General features: G+C 48.7%; 11 protein-coding genes. 6 read left to right on the top strand and 5 right to left on the bottom strand.

The window, feature by feature from the left end:
• Positions 1 to 16 precede the first annotated feature (16 nt).
• Positions 17 to 517, bottom strand: a complete 501-nt coding sequence (locus ACFQNF_RS01765) for a MarR family winged helix-turn-helix transcriptional regulator (RefSeq protein WP_380185686.1) — start codon at positions 515 to 517, stop codon at positions 17 to 19.
• A gap of 206 nt (positions 518 to 723) precedes the next feature.
• On the opposite strand from ACFQNF_RS01765, the gene ACFQNF_RS01760 reads away from it, so the two are divergent.
• Together ACFQNF_RS01760 and ACFQNF_RS01755 are read left to right on the top strand one after the other, a co-directional pair.
• Positions 724 to 1,626: an EamA family transporter gene (locus ACFQNF_RS01760; protein WP_380185685.1), complete on the top strand. Its 903-nt coding sequence runs from the start codon at positions 724 to 726 to the stop codon at positions 1,624 to 1,626.
• Complete coding sequence (locus ACFQNF_RS01755) at positions 1,623 to 2,231, top strand: nitroreductase family protein (RefSeq protein WP_380185683.1); 609 nt, start codon at positions 1,623 to 1,625, stop codon at positions 2,229 to 2,231. Before ACFQNF_RS01760 ends, ACFQNF_RS01755 begins: the two co-directional genes overlap by 4 nt.
• Before the next feature lie 32 nt (positions 2,232 to 2,263).
• Here the strand turns inward: ACFQNF_RS01755 and ACFQNF_RS01750 are convergent, their stop codons facing one another.
• Positions 2,264 to 3,028: an AraC family transcriptional regulator gene (locus tag ACFQNF_RS01750; RefSeq protein ID WP_380185681.1), complete on the bottom strand. Its 765-nt coding sequence runs from the start codon at positions 3,026 to 3,028 to the stop codon at positions 2,264 to 2,266.
• A 98-nt stretch (positions 3,029 to 3,126) separates the two neighbouring features.
• Between ACFQNF_RS01750 and ACFQNF_RS01745 the strand changes: the two genes are divergently transcribed.
• Complete coding sequence (locus tag ACFQNF_RS01745; protein WP_380185679.1) at positions 3,127 to 4,257, top strand: multidrug effflux MFS transporter; 1,131 nt, start codon at positions 3,127 to 3,129, stop codon at positions 4,255 to 4,257.
• A gap of 39 nt (positions 4,258 to 4,296) precedes the next feature.
• On the opposite strand, the gene ACFQNF_RS01740 is transcribed toward ACFQNF_RS01745, so the two are convergent.
• The 3 genes from ACFQNF_RS01740 to ACFQNF_RS01730 all read right to left on the bottom strand — a co-directional run bounded on the left by ACFQNF_RS01740 (position 4,297) and on the right by ACFQNF_RS01730 (position 8,261).
• On the bottom strand, positions 4,297 to 5,460 hold the full coding sequence (locus ACFQNF_RS01740; RefSeq protein WP_380185677.1) for an ABC transporter permease: 1,164 nt from the start codon (positions 5,458 to 5,460) through the stop codon (positions 4,297 to 4,299).
• A gap of 355 nt (positions 5,461 to 5,815) precedes the next feature.
• Entirely contained in the window at positions 5,816 to 6,574 is a 759-nt protein-coding gene (locus ACFQNF_RS01735; RefSeq protein WP_380185676.1) for an ABC transporter ATP-binding protein, read from the bottom strand.
• 304 nt (positions 6,575 to 6,878) lie between these two features.
• Complete coding sequence (locus ACFQNF_RS01730) at positions 6,879 to 8,261, bottom strand: alpha/beta hydrolase (protein ID WP_380185674.1); 1,383 nt, start codon at positions 8,259 to 8,261, stop codon at positions 6,879 to 6,881.
• A 302-nt stretch (positions 8,262 to 8,563) separates the two neighbouring features.
• Here ACFQNF_RS01730 and ACFQNF_RS01725 point away from each other — a divergent pair, with 302 nt between their 5' ends.
• The 3 genes from ACFQNF_RS01725 to ACFQNF_RS01715 all read left to right on the top strand — a co-directional run bounded on the left by ACFQNF_RS01725 (position 8,564) and on the right by ACFQNF_RS01715 (position 18,554).
• A complete protein-coding gene (locus ACFQNF_RS01725; protein ID WP_380185673.1) occupies positions 8,564 to 8,767 on the top strand; it encodes a CsbD family protein in 204 nt (67 codons plus the stop codon).
• An 82-nt stretch (positions 8,768 to 8,849) separates the two neighbouring features.
• Positions 8,850 to 9,188, top strand: a complete 339-nt coding sequence (locus tag ACFQNF_RS01720) for a BON domain-containing protein (RefSeq protein WP_380185671.1) — start codon at positions 8,850 to 8,852, stop codon at positions 9,186 to 9,188.
• 543 nt (positions 9,189 to 9,731) lie between these two features.
• Positions 9,732 to 18,554: a glycoside hydrolase family 94 protein gene (locus ACFQNF_RS01715; protein ID WP_380185670.1), complete on the top strand. Its 8,823-nt coding sequence runs from the start codon at positions 9,732 to 9,734 to the stop codon at positions 18,552 to 18,554.
• Positions 18,555 to 19,110 lie beyond the last annotated feature (556 nt).

Below are 19,110 nucleotides of genomic sequence, written 5' to 3'. Positions count from 1 at the left end.
GTTTCACAGCTTAACATCACTCCTCCAAAGCCCTCAGTAGCTCTGCCATTCTGTCGTCTAATTCTTTAAGTTGCACTGCATCAATCGCAGCCAAAATCCTGTGCTCGTTCGCTACATGTGCCTCTACCGCTTTATCAATCAACTGAAGCCCTGTGCTGCTTAGCTGAACCAACATGCTGCGGGCATCGCTAGTGCTGGGCAGCCGTTCTATCCAGCCACTCGCCTCTAATCCCTTTAGCCTGTGTGTCATCGTGCCAGAAGTAATCATCAGCGATGAAAACAGCGCGGTTGGCGCGAGGCAATAAGGTGCGCCAGATCGCCTGAGCGTGGCCAGCACATCAAACTCCCAGCTTGTCATTCCAAACTCTGCAAAAGTGGCGTCCATCTTACGTTGCAGCAGGGTGGCACAGCGCCTAATACGCCCAATCGGCCCCATCGGGCTTACATCCAGATCCGGGCGCTCTTTGTGCCATTGCCCAAGAATGATATCTACCGCATCGGCCTGTTGCGTGCTCATATACAACTCCATCTATCTTCAACTCAAGATTAATTACCTTGAACTCAAGACATGTGTTATCTTCAATTCAAGGCATTCTGCTAAGCCTGCAGTTTGCCAGATTTCGGCAAGATAGGTTGGGCTAAAGGTTTATCAGCCCAACAATCACCTGCAGCAATGTATTGGGCCGATAGCCCTATGCCCTTATTTCTATTGAAGGAATCGCAATGAACGCCTCAAAAACCTGGATGGATAGCCTAATCACTGCCCTCGCTCCGGCGATTTGGGGCTCTACCTATATTGTCACCACCCAGCTACTTCCGCCTGATCGGCCCTTTACTGCCGCATTACTGCGCACCTTACCAGCAGGCTTGCTCTTGATTCTATTCAGCCGTGTGCTTCCCCCCAAAGCCATGTGGGGCCGCTTGCTCATCCTATCTGCGCTTAATATTGGTGCATTTCAAGCCCTGCTTTTTATTGCCGCATACCGGCTGCCGGGAGGGCTGGCCGCTGTTGTGGGTGCAACGCAGCCCTTAATAATCATGGGGTTGGTATGGATGCTAGAGCGCCGCCAACCTGCTCGCCTTGCTCTTTGGGCCAGCCTATTTGGCATTCTGGGCATGGCCGCCCTGCTTTTAGCGCCGGGTGCAAAATGGGATTCAATCGGCATGGCTGCAGCCTTAGCAGGAGCGATTTGCATGGCGCTGGGCACTTATCTGGCAAGACAATGGAAATCACACATCCCTTTGCTGGCCTTTACCGGTTGGCAACTCTTACTCGGTGGCCTGCTCTTGCTACCTGTTGCCTTGATGCTTGATGCGCCTTTGCCAAGCCTCAATACCACGCAAATCCTTGGCTATGCCTATCTGTCTATTGTTGGGGCGCTGATTGCTTATGTACTTTGGTTTCGCGGCATTGCCCGGCTCTCCCCTGTTGCTGCTTCGTCTTTAGGCTTACTCAGCCCCATCACAGCGGTGGCACTTGGCTGGATTTTGCTCGGCCAAAACATGACGCCATTATCCTTAGCAGGTTTTGTTACCGTACTAGCCAGCGTACTGGCCGTGCAATGGAGCGTCCTTCGCCAACCAATGACACTTTCCCCATTTTTCTCCAAGAAGAGTCCAGCATGAATCTCAACACCTTAATTGAACAACGCAGCTCCACCAGCCACTACGATGCCAGCAAGCCATTGGCAGACAGCCAAATTACCGAGCTAATGCGCTTAGCGACTCTCGCCCCTTCTGCCTATCATTTCCAGAACTGGAAGCTGATCGCCGTGCGCTCAAGTACAGCCAAGGCACGCTTAAAAGACATTGCCATGGGGCAAACACAAGTTGAGAGCGCGGCGGTTACCTTTATTATTTGCGGCACCTTAATGCCACATCAGCAATTAACCACAGCACTTCGCCCATCACTCGATGCAGGGGCTTTACCCCAGGAAATTGCAGATAGCTGGGTGACCTCTGCCAATGCATCCTACGCAGACAACCCACAACTGCAACGTGACGAAGCCATACGCTCGGCATCCTTAGCCGCCATGACGCTCATTCTTGCGGCCGAAGGCATGGGCTTATCCACGGGGACAATAGGTGGCTTTGATACACCAGCCATGATTGAAGCATTTGCACTTAATGCCGAGGAAATACCTGTGATTTTGGTGACCGCAGGCTATGCAGCAGAGAAAAGGCCTCAAAAACCACGACGACCACTTAGCGAGGTGGTTGAGCTGGTATAGATTGGCAGCAACAACTCAGCTGGCCAGCACAATTAGCTAAAATAAGCCCTCGGAGTTTTGCCGGTCCGGCTTTTGAAAAATGCAATAAACGCACTATCACTGGCAAAACCCAAGGCGCTGGCTGTCTCTGATAATTTTCCCTTTTCTGCCAGCATTTCTACTGCACGTAATAAGCGCCATTGCTGCCGCCACTCTTGATAACTCATCCCCGTTTCACGTTGAAATATACGGCTCACGGTTTTTTCACTGGCTCCGATCTGCTGCGCAAACAGATTGAGCGGTAAAGGCAATTGCTCTAAGTTTTCCCACAAACAAGACACGCGCCGGTCCAGCGGAAAAACCAGCAATAAAGGCTCTTGCCTAGCCTGATTCATCTCTTCAATACATACAGAGAGCAAATTGGCATAACGCACCTGCTGCCAATCGGTATCAAAATCCGCCATAGCCAGCCGCTCCAGTACAGCTCTTAATAGGGCATTAACCTCGATCACCTTCACTTCGCCCGGCAATGCAGGGAACTGGCCTAGATCAAAATAGAGAGAGCGGTAATCCACCACCTGCCGCATTTCTGCCCGGTGCTTTATCCCCGGCGGAATCCACGCCGCCCTTGATGAGGGCAATAAACAAAGTAAGCCATCCAAAGAGATGCGAATACACCCCTTCCTAGCAAACAGTAATTGCCCCATTTTATGCTGGTGCAGGCCCGAATCATGATTGCCCAGCAAAGAAGCAATCCCCACCATGGCAGCCCCAAGCTCGTCGGGGTTAAAAGCATCGTTCGGGGCTAAATAAGCCATATTTGTCCGATTTTAGATATTTATTGTTCTTATCATTGTAATGCGTCATTTGAATTTTTTATAACATCGCAGCAAGTTTAAGAACAAGGAAGAAAAAAATGTCTCGCCCATTTAGTTTAATACTCGCCACCCTGCTGATGATGTTTCCGCAAATTGCAGAAACTATCTACAGCCCAGCATTATCAGATATCAGCCACCATTTTGCAGTGAGCCCCGAGCTTGCTGCGCAGACACTCTCACTCTATTTTTTAGCATTTGCTGTAGGTGTGGTTGTTTGGGGAAGGATGTGTGACATCTATGGCAGACGCCCGACCATGATAGCTGGCCTGCTCATTTATGCTGTGGCCTCTTTGATCGCGCTTTGCGTAAGCAACTTTAGTTATGTTTTATTAGCGAGGATGCTCTCTGCCTTTGGCGCGGCAGTTGGTTCTGTGGTCACACAGACCATGCTCAGGGATCTATTTAAAGGTAAGCAACTTGCCCATGTGTTTTCATTAATGGGTATTGCACTAGCAATCAGCCCTGCCATTGGGATGTATAGCGGCTCTCTACTCAGCAGCCATTTTGGATACAAAGGCGTATTTACAGGCTTATTTTCTTTAGCATTCGTATTGCTTATCTGGGCGTTTCTAGCTCTACCAGAGACAAAGCAGGCAAAAGAAATTGCAGCGGCTCCGCTGCTAGCAACAGCAAAGATCATGCTTAAAGATCTGCAAATTTGGCAAGTTGCATTCTTGGTGGCCTCATTCAATGTCTGCCTGTTTGCTTATTACAGCTTAGCGCCATTTATGTTTGAGCAACTGGGCCTCAGTACCCGTTTATTCGGTTATACAGGGCTGATTTTGGCCTTGGGTGCAGGTGCAGGCTCGCTCTTAAATAAGCAACTACTCCAGCGTGGAGCCTGCTCACCTAAGCTGGTACTGCTGGCATCTGTGCTGACTATATTAGGTGGCATTGGGGTATTGCTATTACAACAGAGCGCCCTCTTTGTCTTGCCTATGCTCTTAGTCGTTACTGGTTTTGGAATCGCTATTCCAAACATTCTTAGCTCAGCGCTACATGCCTATCAAGACCGAACCGGCACAGCAGGAGCACTCCTGGGGCTGCTGTATTACATGCTGATTGGCGGTGGCTTAATGCTGGCAGCATGGAGCCAGAGCCTGGGCGGAGTGATTTTGATCTGCGGATCACTTGCTACGTTGATATCTATACAAAGGAGTTCAACTTAGATTTTATTCACGAGCAGCAAGGGCAACCTTGCCGCCCTCTTACTGCATCACCACCCGCCGCATTTTCTGCGCCGTGTAGCTCAGGCTTGCCAGCAAAATCACCACACAAACCAATACGGGAGTGAGCACTTCTGCAGCGCTTAAGGTTTCGCCATTCAGAATTTTGATAATCAGCTGGTTTTGCGCCAAGAGCGGCGTCCAGGAAAACCATACTGGATCTGCCCCCTGTTTTAACATGCCAATCACCAAGGCCAGCGGCGCAAGCAGCATCAGCATGGAGTTTCTGGCCTGTGCTTCCTTATGGCTTTTCCCATTAATCGCCACGGCGATTTGCAGGGCGGCAATGGCTAGCGCCAGCGGGCATAGCACGGCTAAAAACACAAAAGCATCTTTGATTGAAAATTGAAAAGCGATTTTTAATACTTCGTTTTTAATTAAAAATAGCGATGGGAAAATGCTCATTACATTAAAAAACAATACACAAACGGTGAGCGTACCCACCGCAGCCCATTTGCCCAAAGCAAAATGCCAGCTCGATACCGGATTCATCATTAAGGGCTCTAAAGAGCCGCGCTCTCTTTCCCCTGCCGAAGTATCAATCGCCGCATACATGCCCACGCCTAATAGCGTCATGATAAACATAAAGGGCAGCATTTCTTTAAGCCCCGCCCCCTGCTGATTTTGCGCCCGGCTTAAATGGCGCTCTTCTACTTTTAACACGCTAAGTATTTCGGCAGAAATACCACGCAAGCTTAGATTTAAACCTGCCTGCTCCTGCATAAAGCCTTGCAATAAAACCTTAATTGGCCGCACGCCCATTTGCGTATCTTTATTCGCCAGATCACTGACAATCTCTACCCTAGGCGCAATCCCTGCTGCATATTGACTGGCAAAATTTTTCGGCAATAGCAGCACTGGCTCGGTATATTCTTTGCTGTGTAATTTATTTGCATAATCTGCCCCTGCAGTTTTAATCTCAAAACCTTGCCGGGCAATATAATTGATTAACTCTGGTGCGTATTGGGCCCCAACCACGCGAATAAAGCGTTTCTCATTTTGCTCATCCATTCTGGAATAAGCTTCAGAGCTGATAAATAAAAAAAAGGGCATGCCCATTAAAGAAGACAAAATCACCACCAGCATCGTGCGCTTATCTCTTAATGAATCAACCCATTCTTTTTTAAATATTTCCCAAATCATCATGCGATATCCGAGTGATTGTCTAATTCTAGAAGTTCAAAAAGATCTGTAGACACAGAGCTAAATGAGAACACAAAGCACACAGAGAAAACCAAAACAAAAGGAATCCTGTAATTACTTATGTACCCTATGTCTGTGCAATCCTATCAATTCAAACAAAACGTTTTCCGTAGGGCGGGTGAAACCCGCCGTTTATTCGTGTTTGAGACATAAATCTGGCGGGTTTCACCCGCCCTACAATGATTCACTGCTTGTATATAAGGAGATAAAAAACATGAGATACAAGAAACGCATCTCTCATTCATTTTTCTCTGTGTGCTCTGTGTCTACAAATCTAGGCTATCAAGATTTAAGGTTTTCAAGCAAATGCCAATTTCACAAAGGCGTCTTCAAAGTTGCTTTCTGCGGCCTGATCTAATAGCTCGGCTACCGTGCCCTGTGCGACGGTTTCGCCGCCTGCCACGATCACGACATGATCGCAAAGCCGCTCTACTTCTTGCATGATGTGTGTCGAAAACAGGATGCATTTACTACCACCAGCTGGCGATTTTAGCCATGCCAGAAACTCGCGCAGCGCTCGGGTAGCTAGTACGTCGAGGCCGTTGGTGGGCTCGTCCAGAATGATGTTTTGCGGGTCATGCACCAGCGCCCTGGCCAGTGCCGTTTTCATTTTCTCGCCCTGACTAAAGCCCTCGCAGCGCCGCTCCATTAAGGCACGCATATCTAGCGCATCGGCCAGCGCCGTGGCTCGCTCATTAGCCTCATCCCTAGTCATGCCGTGCAGCACACCGTAGTAAGCAATGTTTTCACGGGCGCTCAGCCTTGGATACAAACCCCGCGCATCGGACAACACGCCCATCCGCGCTTGCGTGGCCTGCTTGCCTGCCTCCACCTGCACACCATCGACCAACACCCGCCCCGAATCCGCAGGCAGTAGCGCGGCAATCATGCGCAAAGTGGTGGTCTTTCCCGCACCATTCGCACCCAATAAGCCTGTGACCACGCCATCTGCCGCGCTAAAGTGAATATCCTTCACCGCCTGCACCACGCTTTTAGATCGGCGCGGCCAGGCGGATTCACGAACAAATTGCTTAGATAATTGCTCGACAATAATCATAAACAGCCTTTAAAAAACTTTTAAAAACCTAAGTTCTGTAGACACAGAGAACACGGAGAAGGGCAAAAACGAGAAAAAACTTCGAGATAAATGAATCCAAAACCATGCTGGATACTTGCTGCGAGCCTGGTTTTACTCCGCCTTTCTCGGTGTGCTCTGTGTTCTCATTTAGCTCTGTGTCTACAGATCTTTTTAACACCCCAGCTAAAACAGATCGAATATTTGCTGCGAGTCTGGTTTTACTCCGCCTTTCTCAGTGGGCTCTGTGTTCTCATGTAGCCCTGTGTCTACAGATCTTTTTAAGCTATTTAGGTAAGACCCACACCATAGGCCTTGGGATGGGTTTTACGCAGCTTAGGTCTACTTTCTGCGCGTCTTCTGCGTTCACAAAACGATACACCAGATCATCCACACAGCTCTGCATCAGCATGCCGTGGCCGGATTTGCCCAGCACCACGTGCCTCGCCTTAGCTCCCAACGCTTTGGCGACGTGTGTCGCGTGCTGGGGCGGCGTAACCGGATCAAGCCCGCCACTCAGTAGCAATACAGGCGCAGCGCTTTTAGGCAGAGTATAGAAAGCCTCAGGCACGGTGCCACGTGGCCAATGGGAGCAGACTTTGCGATAGGTTTCGCTGCGAAAGCGGCCAAAATCATCATCCACGACCGGCAAGCGGCCTGCTTCCTCGGCGCACCATACCGAGTAATGCATGCCTGCAAAAATCTTGCCCGCATTGGGCAAGACGGTCTGCCCGCTAAGCGCCAACAGCGGATTAAACCGCCCTGCCTTGGCCTCTGTAATGGCAAACGGTAGGCCTGCGCTATTCACTGGCGAATACAGCACGGCCGACAGCATGCCCAGCACACTGTCGCGGCTGATAGTCACATTGGCTTCGGTATTTAAACGAGGGTGTTTTAAAACGGTGGCTTTAGGTGTGCTCGCCAGCAAATCGCGCCAGCTCTGAGCCAGATTGGGATAAGCGCTTTGGCAACGCGCATCGCTTTTGCAATCGGCAAACAGGCTATCGAGCGCCTTTTGTATATCGCTGCCCGATATAGCGTAATCAGGTGGCAATACACCATCAAGCACCACACGCCGCACCGCTTGCGGATATTGGCGCAAATACTCCAGCCCCACACGTGTGCCATAAGAAACGCCCAACAGATTAATCGCCGGATAGCCCTCGCTTTTGCGTACCGCTTCTAAATCTTGCACAGCAATAGGCGAGCTAAAAAAGCGCAGATCGCCATAGGGGAGTTTTTGCAGCTGAGCCTTGCAGTTTTTAAGCTCAGCAATACCCCAATCAGCATCGGCAATCTTGTTTAAGTCCTGCGTTTCTGGGCACTCCAGCGGTGCAGAGCGCCCCGTGCCACGCTGATCGACAAACACTAAATCACGGCGGCGCTGCAATTTATTTAATGGCCCTTGCGCCCAGCTGGCGATATGAATTGCACTTTGGCCTGGGCCACCCGCCAGCATAAACACGGGATCGGCGAGTTTATTGCGGTCTTGAGCCCGCAAAACCATATAGTGAATCTGAATTTTTTTGCCGGAAGGCTGATTGGGATTAAGCGGACGTTCAATCTGCCCACACTGTACTTCGCTAACAAAGCCATCGATACGGCAAGGCTGAGTTGCCGCATGGGCAGAAAAGCTGAATAAGAGGAGGGCGAAGATTAATACCTGCATCGCTATCTTTCTATTAATAAGATTGGTGCAAGTATAACCTAGGGTCTGTTGACGTTTCATTCACAATTGCCCTGAGCCGCAAAACGGCCATGCACAAGGCATGCGACGCAGGTAATAAGGCGTTATTACCGAGGACCATAACGCAACAAATGGCATGGCAGTGTTCGCTAACGCACAGACCTTACTGAGATAGTCATACATCCTAAGTCCCATCATCGTGATAAATACTTGCCAAGTAGCCGATGAGGTTGCTGAATTGACAATATCGTCAATGGTGGCCAGAAGACACAAGGAATATTGCTATGAACTGGGATATCGCCGCCGGCAATTGGAAGCAATTTAAAAGCAAAGTAAAAGAGCAATGGGAAAACCTAGCTGCTGATCCCCAAGATGTCCTCGCTGGCAAACGAAACACGCTATCAGGCCAATTACAAGAACCCTATGGCGTGGGAAAAAATAATGCGGAAGAGCAAATCAAGCGTTTTGAAGCATCGCATCGAGTTTAAAAAGGGTGCTTTCCACGAGTAAGAGGGGCTGTAATGACCTCATCCTCAGTGACGCTACTGATTAATCTTAGGAGCTTTTATTGTGAATAAAACTTGCATCACTTTATCAGCTTTTTTTCTCCCTTTTTCATTATTGTTATTAGCCGCTTACGCGTCTGACACCAAGCAAGAAGATTCCAGCCAATACATGGGCGATAGCTGGATAACGACAAAAGTAAAAGCCGCTATTTTGGATGAGCCGAACTTAAAAGCAGCAGAAATTAAAGTTGGAACAATTAAAGGCATTGTGCAATTAAGTGGCTTAATCACATCAAATGCCGATAGTGCAAAAGCACTGCAAGCTGCCCACACGGTAAAAGGTGTTAAGTCAGTAAAAAATGACCTGATTATGCCTCTTGCTCAATGGACTCTGCGTAGATGAATTTCTTGAGTGCGGGATTTAGTTTTTGAATTTGTAGGTGGGTGAAACCCGCGAGCGATGCCGAATAAATACGCGGGTTTCACCCGCCCTACGATATTTATAATGTTGTTGAGCAAGCGGCATAATCAGGAAAAATGATATGAACATAAAGTGAATTAATAAAATCGAAACCACGCATTCTTAATTCAGATGTGGCTTTGATCTTGCTAAATCAAATTGCTAGCGATATTTATTCGATAAATTCTAAGCATTCTCTAATTGCCATTGGCTCGATCGTTTCTATTTTACGTTCGTAGGCTGCAAACCTCGAACTTGTGCAGCTGAATACGCTAGTCGCCTGCCAGCATGAGGCCGCCGACTAGCAAAAAGCATCATAAACGAAAGCAGATTTCGCCGGATTTGCAGACCAAAAATGCGTTACTGGTCAAAAAAGCGAGTCAAATGTGTGCCGTTTAGGTGTTTTTACAGCCGCCCGAGGCTCAGCCCAATAAGCGAGCAGCCACGATGGCTTTTTGAAATGCTTGTGTAAAAGGCACCTTTCAAATGGCAAATGGCAACCTATTGGGCAAATTATGGCAAATGGCTTTTAGCTCTTGGCAGCCTTGGCATCAAAACAATAATTCTTCTTCAGACCTAGAATTGCCATTGCGCGACGATTTATACAATGCCGATCAAATGGCGCAGCATGGTAAATCACTTGCCCTCTTGCACCAACTGGGCGGAACAAATGCGTCTGACATTTTATTATCACGATTAGATGAAAATAAAAAAACACTCATCAATGTATGCAATCTATTAACAGCAGAGCTTGCTAATCAAAGAGAGATTACGCCAGCGGGCGCATGGCTACTCGACAATTTTTATTTAATTGAAGAGCAAATTCATACCGCCAAAAACCATTTACCCAAAAACTATTACCGCCAATTGCCTTATCTCAAAGAGGGCCCATCTGCTGGCTGCCCTCGTGTTTATGATTTGGCTTTGGCGACGATTGCACACAGTGATGGGCGGATTGATATGGAAACATTAGCGCGCTTTATCAGCGCGTATCAAAGCATCAGCCCGCTCAAGCTGGGCGAATTGTGGGCCATCCCGATTATGCTGCGGCTGGCGATTATTGAGAATTTACGCCGCATTAGTGCACGCGTTGCCATTCGAACGAATGAGCGTCACCTCGCATGCGCATGGGCAATGGAGATGACCCAAGTTGCAGAAAAAGATCCAAAAAATCTTATTCTGGCAATTGCCGATATGGCACGCTCCAACCCACCTATGGTTAGCGCCTTTGTGGCCGAGTTGGCTCGTCGCTTACAAGGGCGCGGCACCGCGCTGGCGCTACCGCTAACATGGATAGAGCAGCATCTAACCGACTCCGGCCTCTCCATCGAGCATTTAGTTCAGCTAGAAAACCAGCAGCAAGCTGCCGACCAAGTATCCGTCAGCAATAGTATTGGCAGCTTACGTATTTTGGGCGCCGTGGATTGGCGAGACTTTGTTGAACAGATGAGCGTGGCAGAACAAATTTTTCGCCAAGACCCTAGCCAGATTTACTCCAACATGGATTTTGCTACTCGCGATCGTTATCGCCATGTACTTGAAGCTTTGGCTAAGCAAAGCCATCGCCAAGAAATCGAAGTAGCACAAACCGCGCTTCATTTAGCGCAAGCCGCAACGGGGCAAAATGATGGGGATAATCATATTGGCTATTTTTTGATTGGCCAAGGCGTGGATGAATTAGAGCAAGCCATCAATATCCCTTCCTTTTACCTCAAAAAATGGAAAAAACGCATCGCCCGCTCACCATTAAGTAGCTACTTATTGGGTGCGGCACTGATCACGGCTTTATTTTCATTGCTAATTTTGCAATCCATTGTGAGTGCTTATACATCGCTAGGTTTAGTGTTATTGATGGGTGTTTTAGTGGCTTTGTCTGCAAGTCAAAGTGCTATTTCGCTTGTGAATTGGTTGGTAACACTGTGGGTAGCTCCCCATACTTTGCCTAGAATGAACTTTTCAGAGGGTGTACCACAAAGCGCTTGCACCCTCGTTATCGTACCCACGATGCTGATGCACAGCGACGATATAGAAGATTTAATTGAATCAATCGAAGTGGCTTTCCTAGCCAATCGGGATAAGCATATTTACTTTGGGCTACTCACCGATTTTAGCGATTCAGCACAGCAAAATCAGCCTGAAGATGCCGCCTTACAGCAATTGGCGCAGCAAAGAATTAATCAGCTAAATCAGAAATATGCCGCAAATACGGCGAGTGCTGAAGGAGCACATTTTTATTTATTCCATCGTGCGCGCAGCTGGAATAAAAGTGAAAAAACTTGGATGGGCTATGAGCGTAAACGCGGTAAATTATCCTGCTTGAACGCCTTATTACGGGCTAACTCCCCCAAAATTGATGTGGCCGCTTATGGTTTTTCGCAAGTAGAAGGCGAATTACGCCATTTAGGCCAAGTGAAGTATGTGATTACCTTAGATACGGATACACAACTGCCACGGGATGCCGCAAAAAAACTGATCGCAACGATGGAGCATCCGCTTAATCGCGCAGTTTATGATACAAACAAACAGCGAGTTGTCAGTGGCTACGGCATTTTGCAGCCGCGCATTGCACTCAATTTAAACGCGAGTAATCGCTCACGCTATGCGCGCTTGCTAGGCGGAATGGTGGGCATTGATCCCTATACCCGAGCCGTTTCGGATGTTTATCAAGATGCTTTTGGTGAAGGCTCTTATATTGGCAAAGGTATTTATGATCTTGATGCTTTTGAATTGGCGCTGACAAAACGGCTCCCCGACAATTGCATTCTAAGCCATGACCTACTGGAAGGATGTTATGCCCGTTCTGGCCTCGTGAGTGATGTTGATTTCTATGAAGATTACCCAGTCACTTATCGTGCTGACATTTCTAGGCGCTATCGCTGGCTGCGAGGCGATTGGCAACTTGTAGGCTGGCTGCTATCAACAACACCCCATTTAAGCGCTTTAGCGGGTGTTACGCGCACGCCTAATCCATTGTCCATGCTGTCGCAGTGGAAACTCATCGACAATCTGCGCCGCAGTCTGGTTCCTATTGCGCTGACCTTAACCTTTATCTTTGCTTGGCTTTTGTCACCATCGCTATGGCTCTCAAGCGTGGTGCTACTCGGCGTTATCTGCAGCGCAACCCTTATAACTACGATGCATTCTTTACTGAAAAAGCCCGCGGAAATGAGCTTGAGCTTGCATATTCGGGAGCTTGCAAAGGCCTTATGGCAAAGGCTAGGTTTATTGGTTTTTGAACTTGCCTTATTGCCTTTTGAAGCCAAGCAAAGCATCAGTGCCATTGGTATAACAATCTGGCGCATGAAGGTTAGCCATACCCATTTATTAGAATGGCGCTCTTCACAAGAAACCCAAAGAGACAATCAAGAGGGCCAAGCGCACCAGCTGGGTATTTACTGCTCACTGATGTGGGCCGGTCCTGCGCTGGCATTGATACTCTTAATGACTCTGGCTAAGTTTAAAGCCGAATCATTATTAGTGGCTTGGCCCATCCTGCTGCTTTGGCTTGTTTCACCCGCAATTGCTTGGTGGATCAGCTTGCCGCAATCCCCCCAGAAAAGTGTTCTATCTGATGATCAGTTGCAGTTTCTAGGTGCACTATCGCGGCGAACTTGGGCTTTTTTTGAGCGTTTTGTTAGCGCTGATGATCATTACTTGCCGCCAGATAATTACCAGCCATACCGTCAAGATACGATCGCTCATCGTACATCACCAACCAATATGGGGCTGGCGCTCTTAGCCAATCTATCGGCCTACGACTTTGCTTATTTGCCACTCGAAGGATTATTAGTCCGCACCGAAAACACGCTCAAAACAATGAGCCGCTTAGCCCAGTATCAAGGGCATTTTTATAACTGGTACGACACCCAGACTCTAGAAATACTGACGCCTGCTTATATATCAACGGTTGATAGTGGCAATCTAGCCGGGCATTTATTAACACTGAAAGCTGGATTGCTATTACTGAAAGATGATTGCCTCATCTCGCCGCGCGTCTTTGCTGGGCTCAGTGATACGCTAAGCGTGATCGAGCAAGATTTCGCGCCGCAAATTGCTCCTGCGGAAGTCAAAGCATTACGCCAAACACTGCAATTAGTTCTCGCTCAATCCCCCACAATGCTCAGTCAGCTAAGACAATCATTGCTTGAATTGCAGCGTGGAGGTGTTGCCCTAGTGGCTGCACTTGAATCCAAAGAAGCGGAGACAGAGGAAATCGGCGCATGGTGGGCTCAAAAATTTGTACAGCAAGCAGACGCTGCGCTTGAAGCTTTAAACTTTATTGCCCCGTGGCTCAGTTTAAGGGCTAGCCCTGAGTCCCTTATGCGCTTGAATTCGGCCACTGAAAATCTGACTTTGCATGAACTCGCTCAGCTGACCGATGTAGAAGCAAGTGGCCTAACAGGCGGCACCCATACTCAATCTGAATGGATGCCATTACAACTAGCAATTCATGTCGGCGCTAGCCGTGCAAAAGCCATGCTAGATAAGGCGATGCGATTGGCATTGCAGGCCGAACAATTGACGCAAATGGAATACAACTTTTTATTTGATCCCACTCGAAATTTACTTAGCATTGGTTATAACGTCACCGAGCAGAAAGTTGATTCTGGTTGCTATGATTTACTCGCATCCGAGGCGCGCCTTTGTTGTTTTGTTGCCATTGCGCAAGGCCAAATACCGCAAGAAAGCTGGTTTGCATTGGGGCGTTTGCTCACCAACTCTGGTGGGGAAAGCGTTTTGATGTCGTGGACAGGCTCAATGTTTGAGTATTTGATGCCACTGCTGGTGATGCCTAGTTATGAAAACACTCTGTTAGAGCAAACCTGCCGAGTTGCCGTTGAGCGTCAGATTACATATGGCGCTCAAATGCGCGTCGCTTGGGGTATTTCAGAATCGGGATACAACGCCGTTGATGTTCATCAAAACTATCAATACCGTGCTTTTGGCGTGCCTGGTTTAGGCTTAAAACGAGGGCTTGCAGAGGATTTAGTAATTGCACCCTATGCCTCAGTCATGGCCTTGATGGTCATACCTGAAAAAGCGTGTTTGAATTTAATGCGTCTTGCGGATGAGAAACTACTAGGGCAATTCGGTTTATTTGAAGCGGTTGACTACACGCCTATACGCCAGCGCCGTTTACAAACATCGGCCATTGTCTACGCCTATATGGCTCATCACCAAGGGATGAGTTTGTTGGCGCTTGCTTATCTATTGCTTGATAAGCCCATGCAGCGGCGATTTGAATCTGATCGTTTATTTCAGTCGGTGCTGCTTTTACTTCAGGAGCGCATTCCTGTTTCATCCTCTGTTTACTCACACACGGAGGAACGCCCAGATATCAGCGATTTATCTTTACGCGCCACAGCGCCAATTCGAACGTTTGATAGCCCTGACACCCAAAGCCCAGAAGTGCAGTTGCTATCGAATGGTCGCTACCACGTCATGGTTAACAATGCCGGTAGCGGTTATAGCCGCTGGAAAGACATGGCGATGACCCGTTGGCATGAAGATAGTACCAGCGATCGCTGGGGTACTTTTTGCTATGTCAGAGACCACGCAAGTGGCGAGTTTTGGTCGAATAGCTCGCAACCCTGCAACAAATCTGCAGAAAGTTTTGAAGCGACGTTCACAGAAGGACGTGCCGAATTTCGGCGCACAGATGCTATCAATTCAAGCGAGGCCAGGTTTGAAACGCTGACAGAAATTGTTGTTTCGCCTGAAGACGATATCGAGCTGCGGCGCATCCGCATCACCAATCGCTCCAAACAAGCTCGCCTGATTGACGTAACCAGTTATGCCGAAGTGGTTATTGCACCTGCGGCGGCAGATGCATTGCATCCCGCATTTAGTAATTTATTTGTTCAAACTGAAATCCTGCCCGAGCAGCGCGCCATTTTATGCACTCGACGTCCGCGCTCGCCAACAGAAGCTGCGCCCTGTTTATTACATCTGATGATTGTGCACGGTGGCGAGGTCAGTGCAGCGTCTTACGAAACAGATCGATTACGCTTCATTGGCCGCACGCACACCAGCGCTAATCCGCAAACGATGCAGCAATGGTCTGAATTATCTGGAACACAAGGTTCGGTGCTGGATCCCATTGTGGCGATTCGCTATCGCATTAAGCTGGCGCCAGGACAATCGAGCACGCTCAGTATGATTACGGGTGGGGCCGATCATCGCGAAGCGGCATTAGGCTTAATTAACAAATACCAGGATTACTATTCAGCAGATCGCGTGTTTGACATGGCTTGGACACATAGTCATGTGGTACTCAGGCAGCTCAATGCCAACGAGGCCGACTCACAACTGTATGCGCAACTTGCAGGAGCAGTCATTTACGCACAGAGCGCTTTACGCGCTGATAAAGCAGAATTAATCAAAAATCGCCGGGGGCAATCTGGTTTGTGGGGATATGCCATTTCAGGCGATCTGCCCATCGTGCTATTACAAATAAGCGCTGCTGAAAACATCGAGCTGGTACAGCAATTAATACAAGCACATGCCTATTGGCGCTTAAAAGGTCTGACTGTCGATTTGGTCATTTGGAATGAAGATCATGCAGGCTATAGACAGCGCTTGCAGGAACAAATCCTCGGTTTAATCGCCTCAGGCATTGAGGCCAGTGTGCTTGATCGACCCGGCGGCATTTTTGTTCGCTCCGCAGAGCATATTTCAAGTGAAGACAGGCTGCTGTTTCAATCCGTCGCTCGTGTTGTACTCATAGACAGCAAAGGCACTTTGGAGGAGCAACTCACCGAGCTAGGCCCGTTGGTATTAAAAATGCCCAAGTTAATTGCAGACAAAATCAATGCGCCACCCGCTGCACGCCTTAATCTGCCTGCCAAGCCAAAGCAAAGTCGATTATTTGACAATGGCGTTGGCGGCTTTTCACAAGATGGCCGCGAATATGTTATCGAATTAAAACCAGAGCAAGTCACACCAGCGCCTTGGGTAAATATTTTAGCCAATCCTCACTTTGGGAGTGTTATTTCAGAGAGCGGCTCAGCTTATACCTGGAGCGAAAATGCACACGAATATCGGCTTACCCCTTGGAGTAATGACGCCGTTAGCGATAGCAGCGGTGAAGCGATTTATTTGCGCGATGAAGAAACAGGCCAAGTTTGGTCACCCACCCCGCTGCCTTGCAAGCGCGAAAGTGATTACACAATTCGGCACGGCTTTGGGTATAGCGTGTTTGAGACGCAAGTAGCCGGGGTTCATTCGCAAATGTGGGTTTACGTTGCGCTCGATGCGCCCATTAAATTCATCGTGCTTAAAGTTCGCAATGACACGCTACAACCTAGGAAACTATCCGCAACGGCCTATATGGAGTGGGTATTGGGTGACTTACGCAGCAAATCTGCGATCCATATTCAGAGCATGATTGATCCGCATTGCGGCGCCTTATGCGCTCGAAACCCCTACAGCACTGAGTTTTCAGATCGAATCGCTTTTTTAGATTGCGATAATGTTAATCGTTTTGTTACAGGCGATAGAACTGAATTTCTTGGCCGAAATGGCTCCTTAAAAAGCCCAGCTGCACTGCAGCGGACTCGATTATCTGGCAAAACAGGGGCGGGGTTTGATCCTTGTGCTGCGATGCAAACGCATTTTGAGCTGGCAGCGGGGCAAGAAAAAGAAATCGTCTTTAGGCTGGGGCTTGGGAAATCAGAAGAAGAAGTCAATCAATTGCTCTCGCGGTTTCGCGGGGTTTTAGCGGCCAAAGAGGCTTTGCTGGCCGTGCAGGCCTATTGGCAAAAAACATTAACGACGGTTCAGGTGCATACACCCGATCAAGGGCTTAATCTTTTAGCCAATGGTTGGTTAATGTATCAAACCTTGGCATGCCGAATTTGGGCACGCAGCGGTGCTTATCAATCAGGAGGTGCATTTGGGTTTCGTGACCAATTGCAAGATGTCATGGCATTGGTTCATGCCGAGCCAGCCATTGTTCGGGCGCATTTATTACTTTGCGCTAGCCGACAATTCAAAGAAGGCGATGTGCAGCATTGGTGGCACCCACCATTAGGCCGTGGCGTAAGAACACGTTGCTCTGATGATTATTTGTGGCTAGCACTGGCAGTGTGCCGTTATGTTGAAAGTAGCGCAGATTTGGCCGTTTTAGCCACCGAAATTCCTTTCTTGGATGGGCGCTTGTTGCACCCAGATGAAGAATCGTATTTCGATTTACCAACCCCTTCAGAACAGCACGCAACGCTGTATCAGCACTGTGTATTGGCTATCGAGCACGGCTTGCGGTTTGGTGAACGCGGCTTGCCTTTGATGGGTTCCGGTGACTGGAACGACGGCATGAATCTGGTCGGCATTCACGGCAAAGGGGAAAGCATCTGGCTAGGATTCTTCTTGTGCGAAGTGTTGCGGCAATTTAGCAAAATAGCCACAGCCTATGGAGATGCCCCGTTTGCTTTGCGATGCGATGAGCAATATACCAAGCTCCATCAAAACCTAGAGGCTCATGGCTGGGATGGTGAATGGTATCGCCGCGCCTACTTTGACGATGGCACGCCACTGGGAAGTCATACAGCAGACGAATGCAAAATTGATTCAATTGCGCAAAGTTGGTCTGTGCTTAGTGGCGCTTACGATGCAAATCGCTCACAAAGCGCGATGGCTGCGCTGGATACTCACCTTGTATGTAGTGATATCGGCGTGATTAAGCTATTCGATCCCCCCTTCAATAGTGGCGAACATAACCCGGGGTATATCCGTGGCTATGTACCGGGTGTGCGCGAAAATGGCGGCCAGTACACGCATGGTGCAATCTGGGCAGCGATGGCGTTTGCTGAGTTAGGAGAGCGAGATCAAGCCTGGAAGCTACTCAATATTATTAATCCGATCCTTCATGCCACTACGCCCGCTGAGGCACGCCGATACAAAGTAGAGCCTTATGTGATTGCGGCTGATGTATATGCACTGCCAAACGATCAAGGCCGAGGTGGTTGGAGCTGGTACACCGGCTCAGCAGGTTGGCTATATCGTTTGATCACTGAATCACTGCTAGGAATAAAGCTTGAAGGCAATCGGCTTACGCTACAGCCTTGCTTACCGGCCGATTGGCCAAGGATCACCATTGATTATCGCTACATGAATACGGTGTACCACCTTGGCATCACTCAAACCCCCGTTTCGTCTGTCCATAATGCTGGCGTGATCACTTTAAGCATTGATGGGGTTTTACAAGAGGAGGCGGTGATGCGTTTAGTTGATGATCAGCAGCCGCATTTATGTCAGTTCTCAATCACGATTGATCAAGGTATTACCAAGATTCAACCGCCCCACAATTAAACAAGGCAGGCCATTATTGGGAGCATAGATGGCCGCTTCCTTACAGATATTACGCAGCAAATACGGCTTGATAAGCCCGCACTGCTTAGCGGCAGGCGGGTTTAGCCCATCTGCCGCCCAACCCCAGCGATTTCGCACTTTTAAGGTCTGCTGTCGATTCATTCACAATGACGCTGAGCGAGGAAAAGCCCCAGGCAGCGAGCTGAGCTCAATGTGCGTATCAAGGGGTTAACAACGAGTCCAAGGTAATGATGAATAAGCGATCATTACTGGGCGTAAAGGGAGGTGATGCGGGGTTTAACGCGGAGGGGATTTTAGCAACTTGCGCTAAAGCAGCTTGTAAGTCAGTTGCTCAGAAGTGCTGCGTTTACAAACGACTGGTCGGCACAAATTGTGCCTAAATCAGGCCTACTCAAGCAAAGACGCACACAAGCGCCAAGCGGGAGGAAGGGATCAGAACTTGCGCGATAAGCCCAAGTAAATGCAATTTCGCGGCCTTTGACGCGTTGCAGCACGTCAATGTCACCTCGGTTTTCGATGACCTAGCCTTTTTGCA

The sequence above is a fragment of the Iodobacter arcticus genome, from assembly GCF_042664895.1.
GTDB lineage: Bacteria > Pseudomonadota > Gammaproteobacteria > Burkholderiales > Chitinibacteraceae > Iodobacter > Iodobacter arcticus.
Note: the sequence above shows the minus strand (reverse complement) of the source record. Positions and strands in the feature narration are given on the sequence as shown.